This window comes from Pseudomonas persica (assembly GCF_900291015.1).
Classification (GTDB): Bacteria; Pseudomonadota; Gammaproteobacteria; order Pseudomonadales; family Pseudomonadaceae; genus Aquipseudomonas.
Genome location: NZ_OLKL01000011.1, coordinates 41,983 through 64,207, shown reverse-complemented (window position 1 = coordinate 64,207; position 22,225 = coordinate 41,983). Strand labels below are relative to the sequence as shown.

The window sequence follows — 22,225 nt, the reverse complement described above, 5'->3', positions numbered from 1 at the left end:
ATCTGCGCCGCGCGTCCTTACTCATGCCGTAACATCCTGCCCCTTGACCCTGATGTCACTACAGGGTCGAGAATCGCCCCCCCGTCATCACACCGAGCCCCCCCATGCGCCTACTGATCATCGAGGACGAGCTGCGTACCGCCGACTACCTGCAACAGGGCCTGCGCGAGAACGGCTACGTGGTCGACTGCGCCCATACCGGCACCGACGGCCTGCACCTGGCCCGCCAGCAGCCCTACGACCTGGTCATCCTCGACGTCAACCTGCCCGAACTCGATGGCTGGACCGTGCTGCAGCGGCTACGCGCCGAATCGGCCACGCGCATCATGATGCTCACCGCCCACGGCCGCCTGGCCGACCGGGTCAAGGGCCTGGACCTAGGTGCCGACGATTACCTGCTCAAACCCTTCGAGTTCCCGGAACTGCTGGCGCGCATCCGCAGCCTGCTGCGCCGCAACGACCAGCAATTGCAGCCCAGCACCTTGCGCGTCGCCGATCTGGAGCTGGACCCCGGCCGCCACCGCGCCTACCGCGCCGGGCAACGCATCGACCTGACCGCCAAGGAATTCGCTCTGCTGCACCTGCTGATGCGCCAGACCGGCGAAGTGCTTTCACGCACCCAGATCATCTCGCTGGTGTGGGACATGAACTTCGACTGCGACACCAATGTGGTCGAGGTTTCGATCCGGCGCCTGCGGGCAAAGATCGACGACCCGTTCGACAACAAGCTGATCCATACCCTGCGTGGCGTCGGCTACGTGCTCGAGGCACGCTTTTGAAAAACGCCAGCCTGTCACTGCGCCTGGGCCTGAGCGTGACGCTGATGGGCGCCGCACTGGTGCTGCTGTTGGCCTGCCTGGCCGTGTTCGCCCTCGATCACGAACTGGACAGTCGCGCGCGCAAGGACCTGGCGCGCAAGATGCTGCAGGTCGAGCACAACCTGCGTGTCGACCTGCGCAACGAAGACCTGGGCAGCCGCGCTCATCCCTTGCTCGACCTGGTGATGGGGCACGACAACCTCAGCCTCAGCGTGCTGGCCCTCGAAGGCCGCCACCCGCACCTGCTCAGCCTCGGGCCAGCGCTGGAATCGCAGGTCGGCGAGCTGCGCACCGATGCCCGCCTGGCCTTTTATGCGTGGCGCGACAGCAATGGCAACCAGATACTCACCGTGACCCGGCTTATGCGCCTGCGCGACGACACCCCGGTCAAGGTGATGATGTCGCTCAACCGCGCCGACGACAACGCTCTGTTGCAGGCCTACCTGCACTCCACCTTGCTCGCGCTGCCGCTGCTGGTACTGCTGATCGGCGCTGGCGCCTGGTGGCTGATGCAGCGCGGCCTGAAGCCACTGCGGCACTTCCGGCGCATTGCCGGGCAGGTGTCGGCCCAGGACCTGCAACATCGCCTGCCCGCTAGCGGCCTGCCGCTGGAACTGGCAGAGCTGGCCAGCAGCATCAACGTGATGCTCGATCGCCTCGACCAGGGTGTCAGCCAGCTGTCGCAGTTCTCTGACGACCTGGCCCATGAACTGCGTACCCCGTTGAGCAACCTGATGGGCAAGGCGCAGGTGACACTGGCCCGTGAGCGGGACAACGCGAACTACCGGGAAGTGCTGGAAGACAGCATCGAAGAGCTGACCCGGCTGAACCGAATCATCAACGACATGCTGTTTCTCGCCCAGGTCAGCCAACCCCAGGCCCAGGTCGCGCTCAAGCCCATGGCATTGGCCGACGAAACGGCGCGTGTTGTCGAGCTGTTTGCCTTCAGTGCCGAGCTGAAAGCGGTTGAGTTGCGTGTTCAGGGCTGGGGGACGGCGCAGGGTGATCGGCTGATGTTTCAGCGGGCATTGTCGAACCTGTTGAGCAATGCCATTCGGCACTGTCCCGATGGCAAGCCTGTGGAGCTGCGCATAGAACGCCTGGACAGCGAAGTTCGGCTTTCGGTGGAAAACCAGGGGCCTGGCATTGCTGAAGAGCACCAGTCGCGCCTGTTCGAGCGGTTTTACCGGGTGGGCTCGGGGCGCTCGCGGCTGGAGGGTGGGACCGGATTGGGGCTGGCGATCGTGAAATCGATCATGCAGCTGCATTGCGGGCGGGTCGAGGTCAGCAGCAATCCCTTGGGGCCGACCCGGTTTACCCTGGTGTTTCCTGGCGAGTGATCCATCGCCTGTGCCGGCCTCTTCGCGGGTAAACCCGCTCCCACAGGGATCGCACAAGCCTCAGGCCTGTAGGGTACCTGTGGGAGCGGGTTTACCCGCGAAGAGGCCGCTACAGGCGACAGACAATCAGCGCGAAGCCGCCACGATCAGCGCCTTCATCTCGGCCACGGCAGCCTTGAAGCCGACGAACAGGGCATGCGCCACCAGCGCATGGCCGATGTTCAGCTCATTGATGCCCTTGATCGCCGCCACCGCCTCGACGTTGTGGTAATGCAACCCGTGGCCGGCATTGACGATCAGCCCCTGCCCCACGCCAAACGCCACACCATCGACGATACGCTTGAGTTCCTCGGCCACTTCGGTCGGGGTTTCAGCATCGGCGTAACGCCCGGTGTGCAGCTCGATGGCTGGCGCGCCAACCCGGCGCGATGCCTCGATCTGCCGTTCATCGGCATCGATGAATAGCGACACTTCGGCACCGGTACGCGACAGGCGCTCAACCGCCGCCTTGATCCGTGCCTCCTGGCCGGCCACGTCCAGGCCGCCTTCGGTGGTCAGTTCCTGACGGGTTTCCGGTACCAGGCAAATGTGCGCCGGGCGAATCCTCTCGGCAAAGGCCATCATCTCTTCGGTGACCCCCATCTCGAAGTTCATGCGGGTCTGCAGCACATCCTTGAGCAGCACCACGTCACGCTCCTGGATGTGCCGGCGGTCTTCACGCAGGTGCACGGTGATGCCATCGGCGCCTGCTTCCTCGGCATCCAGGGCAGCCTTGACCGGATCAGGGTAACGCGTGCCCCGGGCCTGGCGCAGGGTCGCCACGTGGTCGATGTTTACGCCAAGAAGCATGCGGTTGCTGTGAGTCACGAAAGGCTCTCCTGAAGATTGAGCCCCACAGCATACGTCGTGATCAGCGCTTGCGAAACAGTTCCCGGCTGACCAGCGGTTTTGCCCCCAGGTGAACCGCCAGCGCCTGGCGCATCAGGCGCTTGGCGGCGAGCAAGGCACCAGGGGCATCCCAGTCGGCTTCGGCCAGGGCCAGCAGCTCGGTACCGCGGAACAGCCCGGGTTGCGCCAGCTCGATCCGCTCCAGGCCGGCATCCACACGCAAGCGGTACAGGCCGTCGGCTGCGATCGGCTGGTCATTGACGTCGTGGTGCAACGAAAACGCGTAACCGAGTTCGTCCAGCAGCCGCCATTCGAAGGAGCGCAGCAGCGGCTCCAGCGGACGACCGGCAGCCAGGGCCTGCAAGGTCAGGGTGTAGTGCTCGAACAGCACTGGAAAAGGCGCTTCGGCGGGCAGCAGGCGCATGAGCAGTTCGTTGAGGTACAACCCGCTGAACAGGGCATCACCATGCAGCCAGGCGGCGATGCCGGCGCTGTCCATCCGCCCGACATTCTTCAACTCGCCACGCCCGCGCAGCTCCAGCTCCAACGGCACGAACGGCCGCACCAGGCTGCCGCCCTTGCCACGCGCACGGCGCAGCACGGCGCGCATGCGGCCCTGCGGGGTAAAGAAGTCCACCAGCGCACTGGTTTCCTTGTAGGCACGGCTGTGCAGCACGTAGGCTGGCTGGCCGACGGGGTGTTCCATAAACGATCTCTAAAAGCCCCAAACAACTGTGGGAGCAGGTTTACCCGCGAATGCGATGGTGGACCCACTGACGCATTCGCGGGTAAACCCGCTCCCACAGAGTAACCTGAGCCGTCCGGCAAATTTACAGGTCGCCGTAACCCAGCGAACGCAGGGCGCGCTCGTCGTCGGACCAGCCGCCTTTTACCTTGACCCACAGGTTGAGCATGACCTTGGAGTCGAACAGCACTTCCATGTCCTTGCGCGCCTCGGAGCCGATGCGCTTGATGCGTTCGCCCTTGTCGCCAATGATGATCTTTTTCTGGCCGTCGCGCTCGACCAGGATCAGCGCGTGAATGTGCAGCACGTGGCCCTGCTGCTTGAATTCTTCAATTTCCACGGTGATCTGGTACGGCAATTCCGCACCCAGCTGACGCATGATCTTCTCGCGCACCAGTTCGGCGGCCAGGAAGCGGCTGCTGCGGTCGGTGATCTGGTCTTCCGGGAAAAAGTGATCGTTCTCGGGCAGGTGCTTGGCGATCTGTGCTTCCAGCGCTTCGAGGTTGTGCCCCTGCTGTGCGGAAATCGGCATCACTTCGGCGTTTGGCAACTGCTCCTGCAGCCATTGCAAGTGCGGGATCAGCTCGGCCTTCTCTTCCATGCGATCGGTCTTGTTGACCGCGATGATCAGTGGGCCAGTTACGTACTGCACGCGCTCCAGCACCAGTTGGTCCTCGTCGGTCCACTTGGTGCGGTCGACCACGAAGATCACCACGTCGACGTCCTTCAGGGCCGCCGAGGCGTTGCGGTTCATGTAGCGGTTCAGGGCCTTGTCGTTGGCCTTGTGCATACCGGGGGTATCGACGTAGATCGCCTGCACGTCACCCTCGGTCTTGATGCCGAGCATGTTGTGGCGGGTGGTCTGCGGCTTGCGCGAGGTGATCGCCAGCTTCTGGCCGAGGATGTGGTTGAGCAGGGTCGACTTGCCCACGTTCGGGCGGCCGACAATGGCCACGTAGCCGCAGCGGGTCGGGTTGCTATCAGTCATTGCCATTCTCCACGCCCAGGGCGATCAGTGCAGACGCGGCGGCGACTTGCTCGGCGATACGCCGGCTAACGCCCTGGCCACGGCTCTTGTTGTTCAGCAGCACCACTTCGCATTCGACGAAGAAGGTCCGGCAGTGCGGTTCACCCTGGATATCCACCACTTCGTAACGCGGCAGCTCACAGCTGCGCGACTGCAGAAACTCCTGCAGGCGGGTCTTCGGGTCCTTGTTGGTATCGACCAGGGTCAGGCCTTCGAACTCATCGGCCAGCCAGGCCAGCACGCGCTCCCGGGCCGTGTCCATGTCAGCGTCCAGGTAGATGGCGCCAATCAGCGCCTCCAGGGCGTCGGCCAGGATCGACTCACGACGGAAGCCACCGCTCTTGAGCTCACCCGAACCCAGGCGCAGGTGATCGCCCAGGTCGAAACCACGGGCCAGGCGGGCCAGGGTCTCCCCCTTGACCAGGCGCGCGCGCAGGCGCGACAACTGGCCTTCGCGGGCCTGCGGGAAGCGCTCGAACAGCGCTTCGCCGGCGACGAAGTTGAGAATGGCGTCACCGAGAAACTCCAGGCGCTCGTTGTTGCGCCCGGCGTAGCTGCGATGGGTCAGTGCCAGGAGCATCTGGTCCTGGTTCTTGAAGGTATAACCGAGCTTTCGCTCCAGACGGGCAAGGGGAGCACTCATGCAGCCACCCGTTCGTTGTTCAACGCGTTGTTCAAATCAACATCCTGAAAGACTGTTTGGCTGTGGCCCGCCGCGGCGTGCGACGAATCTCCCGATCCCTGAGAACACAGCCTATGTCAGAAATGCATTCGGCGCTGCCTGCTGGCCAGCGCCGATGGGTATCAATGGATCAGACCAACCCGCGACAGGTTGGGCAGGTGGCTGAGCTTGGGTTCTGGCCAGCTCATCCACACCGCGAAGGCTTTGCCGACGATGTTCCGGTCCGGAACCATGCCGTGCAGTTCCTTCGGGATGTTCGGGTCATCCCAGTAACGGCTGTCGTTGGAGTTGTCGCGGTTGTCGCCCATCATGAAGTAATGGCCTGCCGGCACGGTCCATTGCTGGTCCGGCGGCATGCGGTAACGGCTCATTTCCTTGCGGATCAGGTGTTCGGCCTCGCCGAGCTTTTCCTTGTACAGCTCGGCGCTGCCCAGGGTGCCCGGCTCGGTGCCCACCAGTTGTTCGGCAATCGGCTGGCCGTTGACGAACAACCGCTTGTCGTTGGTGTAGCGGACCACGTCGCCTGGCAGGCCAACCACACGCTTGATGTAGTTGACGTTCGGGTCGCTCGGGTAACGGAAAACCATCACATCACCGCGTTGCGGGTCACCCACCTCGATGACCTTCTTGTCGATCACCGGCAGGCGAATGCCGTACGAGAACTTGTTCACCAGGATGAAGTCGCCCACTTCCAGGGTCGGTTTCATCGACCCCGAAGGGATCTGGAACGGTTCGACCAGGAACGAACGCAGCACCAGCACGATGAACAGCACCGGGAAGAACGACTTGCCGTACTCGACCAGCAACGGCTCCTTGCCCAGGCGCTCGACCACCGCCATCTCGGGCTGGCTGACGCTGCCCTGGTAGTTGGCGATTGCCGCACGCCGGCGCGGGGCCAGGAACAGCAGGTCGATCAAGCCCAGCAGACCGCAGACGAAGACGGCGATGACTAGCAACAGCGGGAAATTTAGCGACATAGGACCTAGCTATCCAACCTGAGCACGGCGAGGAAGGCTTCCTGTGGAATCTCCACGTTGCCCACCTGTTTCATGCGTTTCTTACCGGCCTTCTGCTTCTCCAGCAGTTTCTTCTTACGGCTGACGTCACCACCGTAGCACTTGGCCAGTACGTTCTTTCTGAGCGCCTTGACGGTTGTCCGCGCAATGATCTGGCCGCCGATAGCTGCCTGGATCGCCACGTCGAACATCTGCCGAGGGATCAGTTCCTTCATCTTCTCGGTCAACGCACGGCCTTTGTAGGCCGCGTTGTCGCGGTGCACGATCAATGCCAGGGCATCGACCTTGTCGCCGTTGATCAGTACGTCCAGCTTGACCAGGTTGGCCGACTGGTAGCGATCGAAATGATAGTCCAGCGAAGCATAGCCGCGGCTGGTGGACTTGAGGCGGTCGAAGAAGTCCAGCACCACTTCGTTCATCGGCAGGTCGTAGCGCACCTGCACCTGGCTGCCGAGGAACTGCATGTCGCGCTGCACGCCACGCTTCTCGATGCACAGGGTGATGACGTTGCCCAGGTGCTCCTGCGGCACCAGGATGGTGGCGGTGACGATCGGTTCGCGGAAGTCGGCGACCGCCGAGACGTCAGGCAGCTTCGACGGGTTGTCGACGGTGATGGTCTCGCCGGTTTTCAGCTCCAGCTCGTAGATCACGCTTGGCGCAGTGGTGATCAGGTCCAGGTCGTATTCGCGCTCCAGGCGCTCCTGGATGATCTCCATGTGCAGCATGCCGAGGAAGCCGCAACGGAAGCCGAAGCCCAGGGCGTCGGAGCTTTCCGGCATGTATTGCAGCGACGAGTCGTTCAGGGTCAGCTTCTGCAGCGCATCGCGGAAGTCCTCGAAGTCGTCGGAGCTGACCGGGAACAGGCCGGCGTAAACCTGCGGCTGGATCCTCTTGAAACCTGGCAGCACTTCGACCTCAGGGGTCGAGGACAGGGTCAGGGTGTCACCGACCGGGGCACCATGGATGTCCTTGATGCTGGCGATGATGAAGCCTACTTCGCCGGCTTTCAGGTCAGCGGTCTGGGTGTGTTTCGGAGTGAACACGCCCACGCTGTCGACCAGGTGCACCTTGCCGGTGGACTTGACCAGGATCTTGTCGCCTTTCCTGACGCGGCCATGGCGCACGCGCACCAGCGAGACCACGCCCAGGTAGTTGTCGAACCAGGAGTCGATGATCAGCGCCTGCAGCGGCGCCTCGATATCGCCTTCCGGCGCGGGGATGGTCTGCACCAGGCGCTCGAGTACCTCGTCCACGCCCATGCCGCTCTTGGCACTGCAGGCCACGGCGTCGGTGGCGTCGATGCCGATGATCTTCTCGATCTCGTCCTTGACGCGATCCGGGTCGGCCTGGGGCAGGTCCATCTTGTTCAGTACCGGCATGACCTCCAGGCCCTGCTCGATGGCGGTGTAGCAGTTGGCCACGGACTGGGCCTCGACGCCCTGGCCGGCGTCCACCACCAGCAGCGCACCTTCACAAGCCGCCAGCGAGCGCGAGACTTCGTAGGTGAAGTCGACGTGGCCGGGGGTATCGATGAAGTTCAGCTGGTAGACCTGGCCGTCCTGCGCCTTGTAGTTGAGCGTGACGCTGTGGGCCTTGATGGTGATACCGCGCTCACGCTCCAGGTCCATGGAATCGAGCACCTGGGCTTCCATCTCGCGTGCCGACAGGCCACCGCACATCTGGATGAAACGGTCGGCCAGCGTCGACTTGCCATGGTCGATGTGGGCGATGATGGAGAAATTGCGGATATGACTCAAATCACTCACGGGTCAACACTCGAAAAGGCTGCGAGCCGGACGCCCGCCGAAAAATAGCCGGGAATTGTACCTTAAGCTGCCGGGATATGGGAGATTCCTCTATCGGGCTGTACACGGCATTGGCCCCTGTAATTGTGAATTTTCATGAAAAAGGGCAGCCGAAGCTGCCCTTTCGCCTTACAAAGCCGCTTATTCAGCGAGCTTGAAGGTAATGAAGCTGGCACGGCCCTGACGCAGCACGCGCATCGATACCGAACGGTTCTTCGGCAGTTCCTTGGCGATTTCGGTGAATTCCTTGGCCGAACCGATGGCCTGGTTGTTCAGGTGGCTGATGACATCACCCGGGCGCAGGCCGATCATCGCGGCCGGGCCATCCTGGACTTCCTTGATGAGCACCCCCCCCTTGAGTTCCAGGGCTTTCTTCTGCTCGGCGGTCAGATCGGCCACCGAGACACCCAGGCGGTTGCTGCTGCGCTCGGCGCTGCCTTCGGCACCGGTACCGATGTCAGCATCGTCGTCCGGCAGTGCGCCGACGCTGATGTCGAGGTTCTGGCGCTTGCCATTGCGAATGATTTCCAGCTTGGCCTTTTCGCCATCCTTGAGGCTGCCGACCAGGTGCGGCAAGTCGGCCGACATGATGATCGGCTGGCCGTTCATGCTCAGGATCACGTCACCTACCTGCAGGCCGCCCTTGGCTGCCGGGCCGTTTTCCAGCACCTGGGCCACCAGGGCGCCAGCCGGTTTGTCCAGGCCGAACGATTCAGCCAGGTCCTTGTTGACCTCCTGGATCACCACGCCCAGCCAGCCGCGGCTGACCTTGCCGTCTTTCTTCAGCTGGTTGGAGACGTCGATCGCCACATCGATCGGGATGGCGAACGACAGGCCCATGAAACCGCCGGAACGGGTGAATATCTGCGAGTTGATACCCACCACTTCGCCGTTCATGTTGAACAGCGGGCCGCCGGAGTTGCCCGGGTTGATGGCGACGTCGGTCTGGATGAACGGTACGTAGGTGTCGTTGGGCAGGGTACGGCCCTTGGCGCTGACGATACCTTTGGTCACCGAATGGTCGAAGCCGAACGGCGAACCGATGGCCAGCACCCACTCGCCCACCTTGAGTTTCTCGGAATCACCCAGCTTGACGGTCGGCAGGTTCTTGCCCTCGACCTTGAGCAGCGCCACGTCAGTGCGCGGGTCGGTGCCGACCAGCTTGGCCTGCAACTCGCTGCGGTCCGACAGGCGGACGATGATCTCGTCGGCATCGGCTACCACGTGGTTGTTGGTCAGCACGTAGCCATCGCTGGAAATGATGAAGCCCGACCCCAACGACTGGGCCTCGCGCTGGCGGTCGCCACGCGGCGAGCGCGGCTGCTGCGGCATGTTGCGCTCGAAGAACTCGCGGAACATCGGCGGCAGGCCTTCCAGGTCGGGCATCTGCCCGGCGGCCATGCGGCGGTCCGGCAGCTTCTGCTTGGTACTGATGTTGACCACGGCTGGCGAGGCCTGCTCGACCAGGGTAGTGAAGTCCGGCAGGGCTTCCTCGGCCTGGGCGCTGAGCACCTGGCCGAGCATCAGCACGGCGGCGAACATCGATAGGTAGGATTTCAAGCGTGGTATTGACATACGGCTCCCGTCACAACGAGCGGTAGTTTAGAAAAGCCCCTGCACAAAGCAGGAAAGGCCAGGCTCCAAGAAGCCTGACCTATAGAAAATTTGTCGATGGATTGCAAATGACAATGCTTTAATTTCATTTCAGCGGCATGTCCACGCGCCTTGCCGTGGCCCGCACGCCTGGCCCGCAAAAGCGCGCCATCACTGGTGCGCCTGGCCATCCTGAGGGCGCATCGACAGCGCCACGCGCTCTGCGGTACCCAGCGGAATTTCGCCAACCACAGTGACCATCACCTTGCCCTTGGGCGTGTTCAGCCGACGCGAAACCGCCGACGTCGGGCCAAGCTGGGTGCGCATGTCGGTCCCGCCCTCATCCTTCACCGGCTCGAGAAATACCGAGAAGCGCGCCAGGCCATCGTCGTACATCAGGCTGCTGACAGTGCTGTCATGCTTCGGATCGTGGCGTACCGAGCTGTTGACCAGTTCGAACCCGGGCGGCAGCCAGTCCGAACGCCAGCCGGCGACCGTGCCATTACTGGCAGTGGCCACCTGCTGCACCGGCTTGCACGCAGCGCTGGCACGCAGGTCTTCATCGCTGGGCGCTTCAGTTTCGAGACGGGTCATCTGGAAGCGCTCCAGCAACTGCCCCTTGTCGTTGATCATCAACGAGCGCAGCGGCAGGCCGGTAGAACGATCCAGGTGCAATTCGAAGGCATAGCGGTGCTGGTCGCGCGGGGTGAGCGTCACGATCACGGCATCGCGCCCGGCGACCCGTGACTTGCCCGCCACGCTCAAGTCATACCAGCCCATCAGTTTCAGCGGATCAAGCACCCGCTGCGCGGCGTCCGGGGGGGCCGTAACACCACTGACCAAGGCCCCGCTGACGCACTCTACCTGGCCATCCACGCGCACGATTTCCTGGGCGGCACCATCGAGCTGCAACAGCCGCTCGCTGACCTTGCCGTCGTCGACCCTGTGCCAGATCTCGTGGGAAGAGAAGCTGCCGTTGCGTTCGTAGACAAAAGAGCCCTGGTAGCTCTGCTTTTGCTCGGCCTGTGCCAGTTTGTTCAGCCAATCGCTCGCCGCGGGCGAGGAATTGGCCGCCAATGCTGGCACCGTCATGCAGCTGCCAATCAGCAGCGACAGGAGAGGTAGCGCGCGCATGATCCTCCTTACTTAACGGTTTTCCAGGCTGGCGGCGCGGGCATATGGCAATGCGGTTTCAGTGCCCTTGAGCGCAGATTCCTGGGCATGCTGGCGCAGGTAGCCTGGCAGACGCTGATCCCAGCCGGCCTGGTTCTGCAGCACACCGTTGGCCATCGGCCCGGTTGGTTGCTCACTGCTCTCACTATAGCCTGCCAAAACGGCTGGGCCCTGGGCTTGTGGCACACTCAGGCCTTGCTGGGCAGGTTGCTGGGCAGCCAGCTCGGCGCCAGTGATCTCGTCCTGGTTGTACATGCGTACACCCGCCAGCACCGCGACGGTGACCGAGGCAGCTACCGCCAGGCGGCCAATGCTGCGCCATGGGCCCTTCTTGACCCTGGCCGGAACGGCTTCGTCAGCCAGCGCTGCAGACACCGCCGAGGCGATATCCAGGTTAGGCAGCAGCAGCTCCTTGTGCATGGCTGCGCGGGCAACCTGGTAACGCGACCAGGTGGCACGGGTTTCAGCGTCGTCGACGGCATTCAATACCCGACGCAGTTCAAGCTCGTCCGCTTCGTTATCCATCACCGCGGACAGCGATTCCTGCAAAGCTTCACGACTCATGGCGGTTCCTCTCTTGGCTGTCGCCGCTGTCTCAGGTTTCCTGCAGCAAAGGTTGCAGGGCTTTGTCTATGGCCTCCCGAGCGCGGAAGATTCGAGAGCGCACGGTACCCACCGGACACTGCATGACGCTGGCAATGTCCTCGTAACTCAGACCGTCGAACTCACGCAGGGTCAGGGCCGTGCGCAGATCTTCCGGTAGCTGCTGGATGGTGCGATGGACGGTGCCTTCGATTTCATCCCGCAACAACGAGCGCTCTGGGGACTCGAGATCCTTGAGACCATGATCGCCGTCGTAAAACTCCGCATCCTCGGAGCTCACATCACTGTCTGGCGGCCGTCTTCCACGGGACACCAGGTAGTTCTTCGCCGTGTTGATGGCGATGCGGTACAGCCACGTATAGAACGCACTGTCGCCGCGGAAGTTGCCAAGCGCACGGTAGGCCTTGATGAAGGCTTCCTGTGCTACATCCTGGGCCTCGTGGGTGTCGTGAACGAACCGCACGATCAACCCGAGAATCTTGTGCTGATACTTCAGCACCAACAGATCGAACGCTCGCCTGTCGCCGCGCTGAACGCGCTCGACAAGCTGCTGATCCTCTTCCTGGGTTAGCATGAACACTCCTCAGTGAACTCGAAGGAGCGTTGCAACAGCCATCGTTCAGGCTTGCAACCATAGACTCGGGCTTTGCGCAAAAGTTCTCCCCTCCAAGCAAGTTTCCTGCAGCCCTTGGTCGGGTTGCACGGAAGACGCGGCACGGTCACGGCCGGCTACGTCGATAATCAGGTTTCGAGTACGCAGGGACAGCCCGGACAGGCCTGCCGCCCTGCGTCGCCGCGGCAAGTTGTGGCGCGTGGGCAGCCTTCATAGGATTTCCGGCCATGTCGGAAAGTTCCCACAAAGGTTGTCGCGACCAGGCAAGTGCCATGGAAATTGGCCACCCGGGGCTGCTATAAAGGCAACCCGGCCAGCTATAACGATAGTTTCACAATGCCATCGGCGCGTGACTATTGTGCCGCGCCCCTTCCAAAGAATACTAGTGTCCCGACATGAGCCAACAATTCCAACATGATGTCCTGGTGATCGGCAGCGGTGCTGCCGGTCTCAGCCTGGCACTGAACCTCCCCAGCCACCTGCGAATCGCCGTGCTCAGCAAGGGCGACCTGGCCAACGGCTCGACCTTCTGGGCCCAGGGCGGTGTCGCGGCGGTGCTGGACAATACCGATACCGTACAGTCGCATGTCGAGGACACCCTCAATGCCGGCGGTGGCCTGTGCCATGAAGAGGCTGTGCGCTTTACCGTGGAGCACAGCCGCGAAGCCATCGAGTGGCTGATCGAGCAAGGCGTGCCCTTTACTCGCGACGAGCACTACAGCGTCGACGACGGCGGCTTCGAGTTCCACCTGACCCGCGAAGGCGGTCATAGTCACCGGCGTATCATCCACGCCGCCGACGCCACCGGTGCAGCCATCTTCACCACGCTGCTGGAGCAGGCCCGCCTGCGCCCGAACATCCAGTTGCTGGAGCAGCGCGTGGCGGTCGACCTGATCACCGAACGCCGCCTCGGCCTGCCCGGCGAGCGCTGCCTGGGTGCCTATGTGCTCGACCGCAACACCGGCGAGGTGGACACCTTCGGCGCGCGTTTCACCGTGCTGGCCACTGGCGGCGCGGCCAAGGTCTACCTGTATACCAGCAACCCCGATGGCGCCTGCGGCGACGGCATCGCCATGGCCTGGCGAGCCGGTTGCCGGGTGGCGAACCTGGAGTTCAACCAGTTCCACCCCACTTGCCTGTACCATCCACAGGCCAAGAGTTTCCTGATCACCGAAGCCCTGCGCGGCGAAGGCGCGCTGCTGCGCTTGCCCAATGGCGAGCGTTTCATGCCACGCTTCGACCCGCGCGAAGAGCTGGCCCCGCGCGACATCGTGGCTCGCGCCATCGACCACGAGATGAAGCGCCTGGGCGTGGACTGCGTGTACCTGGACATCACCCACAAGCCGGCCGACTTCATCAAGAGCCACTTCCCCACCGTGTACGAGCGCTGCCTGGCCTTTGGCATCGACATCACCCGCCAGCCGATCCCGGTGGTACCGGCGGCGCACTATACCTGCGGCGGGGTGATGGTCGACGACCGTGGCCACACCGATGTGCCAGGCCTGTACGCCATTGGCGAAACCAGCTTTACCGGCCTGCACGGTGCCAACCGCATGGCCAGCAACTCGCTGCTGGAGTGCTTCGTCTATGGCCGTGCCGCCGCGGCCGACATCCAGGCACACCTGGATGAAGTGACCATGCCCAAGGCCCTGCCCGGCTGGGACGCCAGCCAGGTCACCGACTCGGACGAGGACGTGATCATTGCGCACAACTGGGACGAACTGCGGCGTTTCATGTGGGACTACGTCGGCATCGTACGCACCAGCAAGCGCCTGCAGCGAGCGCAACACCGCATTCGCCTGCTGCTGGACGAAATCGATGAGTTCTACAGCAACTACAAGGTCAGCCGCGACCTGATCGAATTGCGCAACCTGGCGCAGGTGGCAGAGTTGATGATCCTGTCGGCCATGCAGCGCAAGGAAAGCCGCGGACTGCATTACACCCTGGACTATCCGGGGATGCTGGACGAGGCCAAGGACACCATTCTGGGCCCTCTCTGAAAGCTGTAGCGCCTGTGAGATCGAGCGCCGCGCGGGCGGCGCTCGATCTCACAGGCGCCGAACCTGCCAAGGCGAACACCTGTCAGCCATACCCCGCCTCGGCCCACCGCCGCCGGCTGAACTTCAACCGCACCCGCAAGCGCCGGTGCTCATCAGCCCCCAGCGCATCCCGCGGTACGCACTGGCTCTGCCCCAACCAGCGCCCCGCCCGCACAAAGCGCAACACCACCAGCCCCGGCAATGCCACACTGTCCCGGCACAAGCGCACCGGTTGCCAACCACGGGCCCGGCTGAACACCTGCCAGCCGCGCACATCACGGCGCACGCCAACAACGGCATGCTCATGCGTCAACAGAATACGTCGGGGAATGGCCCAGCCAGCGTGGGCAGTACAGGCGGCGACAACAGCAAGGGCCAACCACCCGGGCAGCGGGCTCGCCCATACGGCCAACCACGCCAGTCCCTGGCAACCCAGGTAGGCCGCTAGCAGCAGGCGCGAGCCTTGCCAGCGGCACTCGAAACACTCACTTGGGCTGGACACGGTCCAGGATGATGCGGACCATACGCTGCAGCTCCGGGTCTTCGGACTCGCTGCGCTCCATGAACCAGCCGAACATGTCCTGATCCTCGCAGCTCAACAGACGCACGTAGAGTTCGCGATCGGTTTCGTTGAGCGTGGGGTAGACTTCCTGGGTGAAAGGCACCAGCAGCACGTCCAGTTCCAGCATGCCGCGGCGGCTGTGCCAGAAAAGCCGGTTGAGTTCAGTTTGTTCGACCATGGGGCCCTCCTCGAATGGCCCGCCAGTATACAGCCAGGCGAGCGAAGCGACACCGGGCGTTGGTCTAGTCACCTACCTATTTTGTTACCGGCGTTCTATGATGGCCGCCAGTCTTTAGCCACCGCGATGACCCATGGCCGATTCCGCTTTCTTCTGCCCCCTGTCCCACGAGGGCATCCTCGCCGTCCGCGGCTCCGATGCAGGCAAGTTCCTGCAAGGCCAGCTGACCTGCAATATCAACTACCTCAGCCAGGAACACGCCAGCCTCGGCGCCCGCTGCATGGTCAAGGGGCGCATGCAGTCGAGTTTCCGTATCCTGCCCGAAGGCAATGGCTACCTGCTGGCCATGGCCAGCGAGCTGCTCGACGCCCAGCTGGCCGATCTGAAGAAGTACGCCGTGTTCTCCAAGGCCACGCTGACCGATGAAAGCGCTGCCTGGGCACGCTTCGGCCTGCACGGCGGCGCTGCGGCGCTGCAGGCGCTGGGGCTCGATGTGCCTGTAGCAGCCGGCAGCACTGTGCGCCACGACGGGTTGATCGCCATTGCCGTGTCCGCTGGCCGCGTGGAGCTGTGGGTGCCGGCGGACAACGCTACCAGTGTTCGCCAGGCGCTGGCCGCCGCGCTGCCCGAAGGCAGCCTCAACGACTGGCTGCTGGGGCAGATTCGCGCCGGGATCGGCCAGGTCATGGGGCCGACCCACGAGCTGTTCATCCCGCAGATGATCAACCTGCAGGCCGTCGACGGCGTCAGCTTCAAGAAGGGCTGCTACACCGGCCAGGAAATCGTTGCCCGCATGCAGTACCTGGGCAAGCTCAAGCGCCGCCAGTACCGCCTGGTACTGGACCAGCAAGCCATTCCGGCCCCGGGCGCCGAGATCTTCTCGCCCACCCATGGTTCGTCGGTCGGTGAAGTGGTCATGGCTGCCAGCAACGGCGCAGGCTGCGAACTGCTTGCAGTGCTCAGCGCCGAAGCGGTGGAAGACGACAACCTGCACCTGGGCAGCCTCGAAGGCCCGCGCCTGCAGGTGCTGACCCTGCCCTACGAACTGGACCGCGACCGGGAAATCCAGCGCTGACCAGCCTGCCCCGCCTACGTGGCGGGGCCGCACCACCACTGCGGTAGACACGCCCATGAACAAGCTGGCCGAGATGGTTCAAGCACAGTTGCTCGATGCCATCGAAAAGGATGACCTGGTCCTGCCGACCCTGCCCGAGGTTGCCTTGAGCATCCGCGAGGCAGCGGAAGACAGCGAGATCAGCGTAGCGGCCCTGAGCAAGGTGATCGGTCGCGATGCGGCCCTTTCAGCGCGCCTGATCAAGGTCGTCAACAGCCCGCTGCTGCGCGCGGCGGTCGAGGTCACCGACCTGCACACCGCCATCACGCGGCTGGGCATCAACTACAGTTGCAACCTGGCCATTGGCCTGGTGATCGAGCAGATTTTCCACGCCCGCGCGCCGGCGGTTGAGCAAAAACTGCGCGACATCTGGGCCAACAGCCTGGATGTGGCGGGTATCAGCTACGAAATCTGCCGCCGCTACACCCAACTCAAGCCCGACCAGGCCACCTTGGGTGGCCTGGTCAACCAGATTGGCGCGCTGCCGGTGCTGATCTATGCCGAAGAGCACAACGAACTGCTGTCCGACCCGGTGTGCCTGCATTTTGTGATCGAGCAGATCCAGCCGGTGCTGGGCGACAAGATCCTCAAGGCCTGGGAGTTTCCGGAGCAACTGGTCAACCTGCCGAGCCAGGTGCAGGACCTGGACCGGCAGACCGACAAGATCGACTACATCGACATCGTGCAGATCGCCCGCTGTATCAGCCAGCGCGGGCGCCACCGGCCGCTGGCGGCACTGCCGGCGTACCGCCACCTGGGCTTGCCGTACGGCACCGAGCTGGAAGTGGATGAACTGATCGAGGCGCGCAGCATGTTGCGCTGACCTGTGCCGCCCTCTTCTCGGGTAAACCCGCTCCCACAGGTACGGCGCAACCTTCAAATGCCGCGCGGTCCCCGTGGGAACGGGTTTACCCGCGAAAGGGCCGGTACAGGCAATACATCAATCCGCGATGAAACTCACCCGCACCCGCAACCCGCCCTTGGCACCGTCATGCAGGCTCACCTGTGCCAGGTGCGCCCGGCAGATCTCGCCAACAATCGCCAAGCCAAGCCCACTGCCCTGCGCACTACGCCGGTAGAAGCGCTCGAACACCCGCTCGCGCTCCGCCTCGGGAATCCCCGGCCCGTCGTCCTCCACCTCCAGCATCGCCGGCGCCACCACCCGCAAGATCACATTGCCACCCGCTGGCGTATGGGCCAGGGCATTGTCCACCAGGTTACTTAGCAGCTCGTTGAGCAGCGTCGGTTCCCCTTTCAGCCACACCGGCGCCTCGGCCTCCAGGGCCAACGCCACCCCGCGTTTATGCGCCAGCGGCGCCATGGCCATGCCCAGTTCGCGGGCCAACTGGCTCAGGTCCAGGCGCTGCGCGCCGCCTTCGGCAATCGCCCGCGCGCCGTTCTCGACCCGTGCCAGCGACAGCAGCTGGTTGGCCAGATGAGTCAGGCGATCGGTACCCTGGGCCGCGGACTCCAGCGTCTGCCGCCACTCCTGCGGCTCGGCCGAACGCAAACCCAGCTCAACCCGCGCCTTCAGCGCGGCCAGTGGCGTGCGCAGCTCGTGGGCGGCGTCGGCGATGAACTGCGCCTGACGCTCGAACTGACCACGCAATCGCTCGGTGAAGTGGTTCAAGGCCCGCACCAGCGGGCTCAGCTCACGCTGCACCTGTACCACCGGCAAGGCCCGCAGATCGTCCGGCTGACGCTCTTCCACCGCCGTGCTCAGGCGCTCCAGCGGCCGCAACGCGGCACTCACGGCAAACCACACCATCACCAAGGCGCCCAACGCCAGCATCCCCAGGCGCAGCAGAGTATCGGCCATCAGCCCACGGGCCATGCGCACCCGCGCTTCCTCGGTCTCGGCCACGCGGATTTCCGCCATGCCATTCATGTTCGGCTCGCTTACCGGCTTCAGCAGGCTGACCACACGCACGTCCTGGCCCAGGTAAGTGGCGTTGTAGAACCGTGCCAGCGCAGGATAATCGTCGGTGCGCGGCGTGCCTGGTGGTGGCGGTGGCAGGTTCTCATAGCCGGAAATCAGCCGTTGCTGGATGTCCAGCACCGTGTAGTAGATGCGCCCGGCACTGTCGTAGGCGAAGGTGTCCAGGGCCACGTAAGGCACGTCCGCGCTCAGCGAACCGTCACGCTGAGACAGCCCTGCGGCAATGGTCCGCGCCGAGGCCAGCAGGGTCCGGTCGTAGGCGGTGTCGGCGGCCTCACGGCCGTTCCAGTAGGCGCTCAGGCCGCTGGCCAGCATCAGCACCACCAGCAGCAAGGCCAGGTTGCCGAGCAAGCGCCCGCGCAGGCTGCCATTGTCACGCATCGCGGTGCTCGAGCAGGTAACCCAGGCCACGGAAGGTGACAATGGCCACCGGGTGGCCGTCGAGCTTCTTGCGCAGGCGGTGGATGTAGATTTCGATGGCCTCGGGGCTGGCCTCTTCGTCCAGGCCGAACACCTGGGCGGCCAGTTGCTCCTTGCTCATCACCCGGCCCGGGCGGGCGATCAGCGCCTCCAGTACGCTTTGCTCGCGTGAGGTCAGGGTCAGGTTGTCGCCACCCAGGGTGAAGCGCCGGGTGTCCAGGTCGTACACTAGTGGCCCGCAGCGCTGCTGGCGCTCGCCCCCGAGCACGCTGCGGCGCAGCAAGGCCTTGACCCGCGCTTCCAGCTCGGTCAGCTCGAACGGCTTGGCCAGGTAGTCGTCGGCGCCCAGGTTCAGGCCGTGGACCCGGTCCTTGACGTCGCTGCGTGCGGTCAGCATCAGCACCGGCAGGGTCTTGCCACGGCCACGCAGGCGCGCCAGCACCTCAAAGCCGTCCATGCGCGGCAAGCCGACATCCAGCACCGCCACAGCGTATTCCTCGCTGGCCAGGGCCAGGTCGGCGGCCACGCCGTCATGCAGCACATCCACGGTCAGGCCATGGCTTTTCAAGGCCTGGGCCACGCTTTCGGCCAGTTGCAGGTGGTCTTCGACCAGCAGCACACGCATCGGAATCTCCCTGCTCGGGTGGGACGGTGGCGCGGAGTGTACCGCTGTCGGCAGGCCTGTGAAGCCCCTGTCGACAAACCTTTCACGCTGAAAGGTTAGCGAAAGGTTGGTTACCTAGCATCGCACCACGGTCGCCCTTCGCGCCGAAAAAAGCACCCGCAAGGTGCAACGAATAAGAACAATAAACGGAGCCATCAGTGATGCTGTCATCGCAGCCGCAGGCGTTCGCGCCTACCCGTTCCTTTGCCGCACGCCCCTCCGCCATCGCCAGCGCCCTTGCGCTTGCCGGTGTCGCCCCGATGAGCCAGGCCGCCTTCTTCGAAGACAGCACGGCCACCTTCGAAACCCGCAACATGTACTTCAACCGCGACTTCCGCGACGGCACCAGTGCGCAGCAATCCAAGCGCGACGAATGGGCCCAGGGCTTCATCCTCAACTTCGAGTCTGGCTACACCGATGGCACCGTGGGCTTCGGCCTGGATGCGCTGGGCATGCTCGGCATCAAGCTCGACTCCAGCCCCGACCGCACCGACACCGGCCTGCTGCCGACCCACGATGATGGCAAGGCCGCCGACGAATACGCCAAGCTCGGCCTGACCGGCAAGGTGAAGGTGTCGCAGACCGAACTGAAAATCGGCACCCTGATCCCCGAACTGCCGACCCTGCAGCCCAACGACGGGCGCATCCTCCCGCAAACCTTCGAAGGTGGCCTGCTCACCTCGAAGGAGGTCAAGGGCCTGACCTTCACCGGCGGCCGCCTGGACAAGGCCAAGGACCGCAACGACACCAACTGGGAAGACCTGGCCCTGAACAACAAGAACGGCCGCTTCGGTGGTTCGTTCAGCGCCGATAACCTGGACCTGGCCGGTCTCGACTACCAGTTCACCGATCGCATCACCGGCAGCTACCACTTTGCCCAGCTCGACGATATCTACCGCCAGCACTTCATCGGCCTGCTCGCCACCCAGCCGTGGGGCCCGGGTACCTTCGGCGCCGATCTGCGCCTGGCCGTGAGTGACGACGCCGGCGCCGCCAAGGCCGGCAACATCGACAACACCACTGTCAACGGCATGCTCAGCTATGCCCTGGGCGGGCACAAGGTCAGCGCCGCCTGGCAGCAGCTGTCCGGCGACAGCGCCTTCCCGTACGTCGATGGTGCCGACCCGTACCTGGTCAACTTCGTCCAGATCAACGACTTCGCTGGCGCCGACGAGCGCTCCTGGCAGGCGCGCTACGACTACAACTTCGCCGCACTCGGCGTGCCCGGCCTGACCTTCATGACCCGCTACATCAGCGGCGACAACGTCAGCCGCGCCGCCGGTGGCGAGGGCAAGGAATGGGAACGCGATACCGAAATGAAGTACGTGGTACAAAGCGGCCCGTTGAAAAACGTCGCCGTGCGCCTGCGCAACGCCACCTTCCGCTCCAACTTCGCCCGCGACGCGGACGAAGTGCGGCTGCTGGTGAGCTACAGCGTTGCGCTGTGGTAACCCAATAGCGGTAATCCGATAACAACAACGCTCACGGAGATAGACGATGACCTTTTCACTGCGCCGCCTCGTCCTCGCTACCGGCTGCCTGCTGTTGGCCGGCAACGCCCTCGCTGCCGAACCGAAACGCCCCGAATGCATTGCCCCCGCCTCACCCGGCGGTGGCTTCGACCTGACCTGCAAGCTGGTGCAGAGCGCCCTGGTGCAGGAGAAGATCCTCAGTAAGCCGATGCGCGTCACCTACATGCCCGGTGGTGTCGGCGCAGTAGCCTACAACGCCGTGGTCGCCCAGCGCCCGGCCGATGCCGGCACGCTGGTAGCCTGGTCCAGCGGCTCGCTGCTGAACCTGGCCCAGGGCAAGTTCGGCCGCTTCGACGAGAGCGCGGTGAAATGGCTGGCCGCCGTCGGTACCAGCTATGGCGCCATCGCGGTAAAGAGCGACTCGCCCTACAAGACCCTCGACGACCTGGTCGCGGCGTTGAAGAAAGACCCGAGCAAGGTGGTGATCGGCTCTGGCGGTACCGTGGGTAGCCAGGACTGGATGCAGACCGCTCTGATCGCCAAGGCCGCCGGCATCAACCCGCGTGACCTGCGCTACGTGGCCCTGGAAGGCGGCGGCGAAATCGCCACAGCGCTGCTGGGCGGCCACATCCAGGTCGGTTCGACCGACATCTCCGACTCCATGCCGCACATTCAGAGCGGCAACATGCGCATCCTCGCGGTGTTCTCGGAAAACCGCCTGGACGAGCCCGAGATGAAAGACATCCCCACCGCCAAGGAACAGGGCTACGACATCGTCTGGCCAGTGGTGCGCGGCTTCTATCTGGGGCCGAAGGTGAGCGACGAGGACTACGCCTGGTGGAAGCAGTCATTCGACAAGATGCTGGCCTCGGAAGACTTCGCCAAGCTGCGTGACCAGCGCGAGCTGTTCCCGTTCGCCATGACCGGCGAAGAGCTGGACGGCTATGTGAAGAAGCAAGTGGCTGACTACAAGGCACTGGCCAGGGAGTTTGGCCTGATCCAGTAAGCCACCACGACCTTTCACAGCCCCCTGTGGGAGCGGGTTTACCCGCTCCCACAAACGAGGATTCCTTCATGATCCTGCAACGCATCTTCGCCCTGGCCCTGCTGGCGGTATGCGCCGCCCTGGCCGTGATGGCCTGGCCTTACCAGGCGGCGTTTTCCTATGAACCGGTGGGCCCGCGCGCCTACCCGCTGTTGATGCTCGGCCTGCTGGGCCTGGGTCTGCTGTACCTGGTGTTCCGCCCCACGCCCATCGTGCGCAAGGACGACGAGCCGGAGCTGGACCGCGAAACCCTGATCAAGATCGCCGCCTGCGTCGGCCTGCTGATCGCTTTCGCCAGCACCTTCGAAGCCCTGGGCTTCATCCTCAGCGCCATCCTGGTCGGCGTGCCCATGGCCCGCCTGTACGGCGGTCGCTGGCTGCACAGCACCCTCGTGGTAGCGGGCATGAGCCTGTTCCTCTACTGGCTGTTCGACCGCGTGATGGACGTGCCCCTGCCCCTTGGCCTGCTGAGCGTACTGGAGAACTGAC

22 protein-coding genes are annotated in these 22,225 nt (G+C 63.9%); 8 read left to right on the top strand and 14 right to left on the bottom strand.

Annotation, left to right across the window (positions count from 1 at the left end):
* The first annotated feature begins 104 nt into the window (after positions 1–104).
* Both FQ664_RS05930 and FQ664_RS05925 read left to right on the top strand, forming a co-directional pair.
* Positions 105–779: a heavy metal response regulator transcription factor gene (locus FQ664_RS05930; RefSeq protein ID WP_003258489.1), complete on the top strand. Its 675-nt coding sequence runs from the start codon at positions 105–107 to the stop codon at positions 777–779.
* Entirely contained in the window at positions 776–2,158 is a 1,383-nt protein-coding gene (locus FQ664_RS05925) for a heavy metal sensor histidine kinase (RefSeq protein ID WP_144170813.1), read from the top strand. The genes FQ664_RS05930 and FQ664_RS05925 overlap by 4 nt, the downstream gene beginning before the upstream one ends.
* Positions 2,159–2,284: 126 nt before the next feature.
* Here FQ664_RS05925 and pdxJ read toward each other — a convergent pair whose 3' ends face one another.
* From pdxJ to rpoE, 10 genes are all read right to left on the bottom strand, one after another.
* Positions 2,285–3,007: a pyridoxine 5'-phosphate synthase gene (pdxJ, locus tag FQ664_RS05920; protein WP_375136306.1), complete on the bottom strand. Its 723-nt coding sequence runs from the start codon at positions 3,005–3,007 to the stop codon at positions 2,285–2,287.
* A 61-nt stretch (positions 3,008–3,068) separates the two neighbouring features.
* A complete protein-coding gene (gene recO, locus FQ664_RS05915) occupies positions 3,069–3,752 on the bottom strand; it encodes a DNA repair protein RecO (protein WP_144170812.1) in 684 nt (227 codons plus the stop codon).
* Positions 3,753–3,876: 124 nt separating this feature from the next.
* Positions 3,877–4,779 (bottom strand): GTPase Era, encoded by a 903-nt coding sequence (gene era / locus FQ664_RS05910; RefSeq protein WP_003252061.1) that lies wholly within the window; start codon positions 4,777–4,779, stop codon positions 3,877–3,879.
* Positions 4,772–5,461, bottom strand: a complete 690-nt coding sequence (rnc, locus tag FQ664_RS05905) for a ribonuclease III (RefSeq protein WP_144170811.1) — start codon at positions 5,459–5,461, stop codon at positions 4,772–4,774. The genes era and rnc overlap by 8 nt, the downstream gene beginning before the upstream one ends.
* Positions 5,462–5,622: 161 nt before the next feature.
* Positions 5,623–6,477 (bottom strand): signal peptidase I, encoded by an 855-nt coding sequence (gene lepB, locus FQ664_RS05900; RefSeq protein ID WP_063913173.1) that lies wholly within the window; start codon positions 6,475–6,477, stop codon positions 5,623–5,625.
* A 5-nt stretch (positions 6,478–6,482) separates the two neighbouring features.
* A complete protein-coding gene (lepA, locus tag FQ664_RS05895) occupies positions 6,483–8,282 on the bottom strand; it encodes a translation elongation factor 4 (RefSeq protein ID WP_144170810.1) in 1,800 nt (599 codons plus the stop codon).
* Between the two features lie 180 nt (positions 8,283–8,462).
* Positions 8,463–9,863, bottom strand: a complete 1,401-nt coding sequence (locus FQ664_RS05890; RefSeq protein ID WP_474707134.1) for a DegQ family serine endoprotease — start codon at positions 9,861–9,863, stop codon at positions 8,463–8,465.
* 222 nt (positions 9,864–10,085) lie between these two features.
* Positions 10,086–11,048 (bottom strand): MucB/RseB C-terminal domain-containing protein, encoded by a 963-nt coding sequence (locus FQ664_RS05885; protein ID WP_144170808.1) that lies wholly within the window; start codon positions 11,046–11,048, stop codon positions 10,086–10,088.
* 12 nt (positions 11,049–11,060) lie between these two features.
* Positions 11,061–11,651: a sigma-E factor negative regulatory protein gene (locus tag FQ664_RS05880; protein WP_144170807.1), complete on the bottom strand. Its 591-nt coding sequence runs from the start codon at positions 11,649–11,651 to the stop codon at positions 11,061–11,063.
* Between the two features lie 31 nt (positions 11,652–11,682).
* Positions 11,683–12,264 carry an RNA polymerase sigma factor RpoE/AlgU gene (rpoE, locus tag FQ664_RS05875; protein WP_003252049.1) on the bottom strand — a complete coding sequence of 194 codons (582 nt, stop codon included), beginning with the start codon at positions 12,262–12,264 and terminating at the stop codon, positions 11,683–11,685.
* A gap of 434 nt (positions 12,265–12,698) precedes the next feature.
* Between rpoE and nadB the strand changes: the two genes are divergently transcribed.
* Positions 12,699–14,303, top strand: a complete 1,605-nt coding sequence (gene nadB, locus FQ664_RS05870) for an L-aspartate oxidase (protein WP_144170806.1) — start codon at positions 12,699–12,701, stop codon at positions 14,301–14,303.
* A gap of 82 nt (positions 14,304–14,385) precedes the next feature.
* Here the strand turns inward: nadB and FQ664_RS05865 are convergent, their stop codons facing one another.
* Both FQ664_RS05865 and FQ664_RS05860 read right to left on the bottom strand, forming a co-directional pair.
* Positions 14,386–14,844: a protein YgfX gene (locus tag FQ664_RS05865; RefSeq protein WP_144170805.1), complete on the bottom strand. Its 459-nt coding sequence runs from the start codon at positions 14,842–14,844 to the stop codon at positions 14,386–14,388.
* Positions 14,828–15,082, bottom strand: coding sequence for an FAD assembly factor SdhE (locus tag FQ664_RS05860; RefSeq protein ID WP_144170804.1), 255 nt, complete (start codon positions 15,080–15,082; stop codon positions 14,828–14,830). The genes FQ664_RS05865 and FQ664_RS05860 overlap by 17 nt, the downstream gene beginning before the upstream one ends.
* Positions 15,083–15,215: 133 nt before the next feature.
* Between FQ664_RS05860 and ygfZ the strand changes: the two genes are divergently transcribed.
* Together ygfZ and FQ664_RS05850 are read left to right on the top strand one after the other, a co-directional pair.
* Positions 15,216–16,157 carry a CAF17-like 4Fe-4S cluster assembly/insertion protein YgfZ gene (gene ygfZ, locus FQ664_RS05855; protein ID WP_144170803.1) on the top strand — a complete coding sequence of 314 codons (942 nt, stop codon included), beginning with the start codon at positions 15,216–15,218 and terminating at the stop codon, positions 16,155–16,157.
* Positions 16,158–16,212: 55 nt separating this feature from the next.
* The gene (locus FQ664_RS05850; RefSeq protein WP_144170802.1) at positions 16,213–17,019 is read left to right on the top strand and encodes an HDOD domain-containing protein; all 807 of its coding nucleotides are present in this window, start codon (positions 16,213–16,215) and stop codon (positions 17,017–17,019) included.
* 117 nt (positions 17,020–17,136) lie between these two features.
* On the opposite strand, the gene FQ664_RS05845 is transcribed toward FQ664_RS05850, so the two are convergent.
* Together FQ664_RS05845 and FQ664_RS05840 are read right to left on the bottom strand one after the other, a co-directional pair.
* Positions 17,137–18,516 carry a sensor histidine kinase gene (locus FQ664_RS05845; RefSeq protein ID WP_144170801.1) on the bottom strand — a complete coding sequence of 460 codons (1,380 nt, stop codon included), beginning with the start codon at positions 18,514–18,516 and terminating at the stop codon, positions 17,137–17,139.
* A complete protein-coding gene (locus FQ664_RS05840; protein WP_144170800.1) occupies positions 18,509–19,180 on the bottom strand; it encodes a response regulator in 672 nt (223 codons plus the stop codon). Before FQ664_RS05840 ends, FQ664_RS05845 begins: the two co-directional genes overlap by 8 nt.
* Before the next feature lie 200 nt (positions 19,181–19,380).
* Between FQ664_RS05840 and FQ664_RS05835 the strand changes: the two genes are divergently transcribed.
* The 3 genes from FQ664_RS05835 to FQ664_RS05825 all read left to right on the top strand — a co-directional run bounded on the left by FQ664_RS05835 (position 19,381) and on the right by FQ664_RS05825 (position 22,224).
* Complete coding sequence (locus FQ664_RS05835; protein WP_144170949.1) at positions 19,381–20,670, top strand: OprD family porin; 1,290 nt, start codon at positions 19,381–19,383, stop codon at positions 20,668–20,670.
* A 46-nt stretch (positions 20,671–20,716) separates the two neighbouring features.
* Positions 20,717–21,697, top strand: coding sequence for a Bug family tripartite tricarboxylate transporter substrate binding protein (locus tag FQ664_RS05830; protein ID WP_144170799.1), 981 nt, complete (start codon positions 20,717–20,719; stop codon positions 21,695–21,697).
* Between the two features lie 68 nt (positions 21,698–21,765).
* Positions 21,766–22,224 carry a tripartite tricarboxylate transporter TctB family protein gene (locus FQ664_RS05825; protein WP_144170798.1) on the top strand — a complete coding sequence of 153 codons (459 nt, stop codon included), beginning with the start codon at positions 21,766–21,768 and terminating at the stop codon, positions 22,222–22,224.
* Position 22,225: the final 1 nt, after the last annotated feature.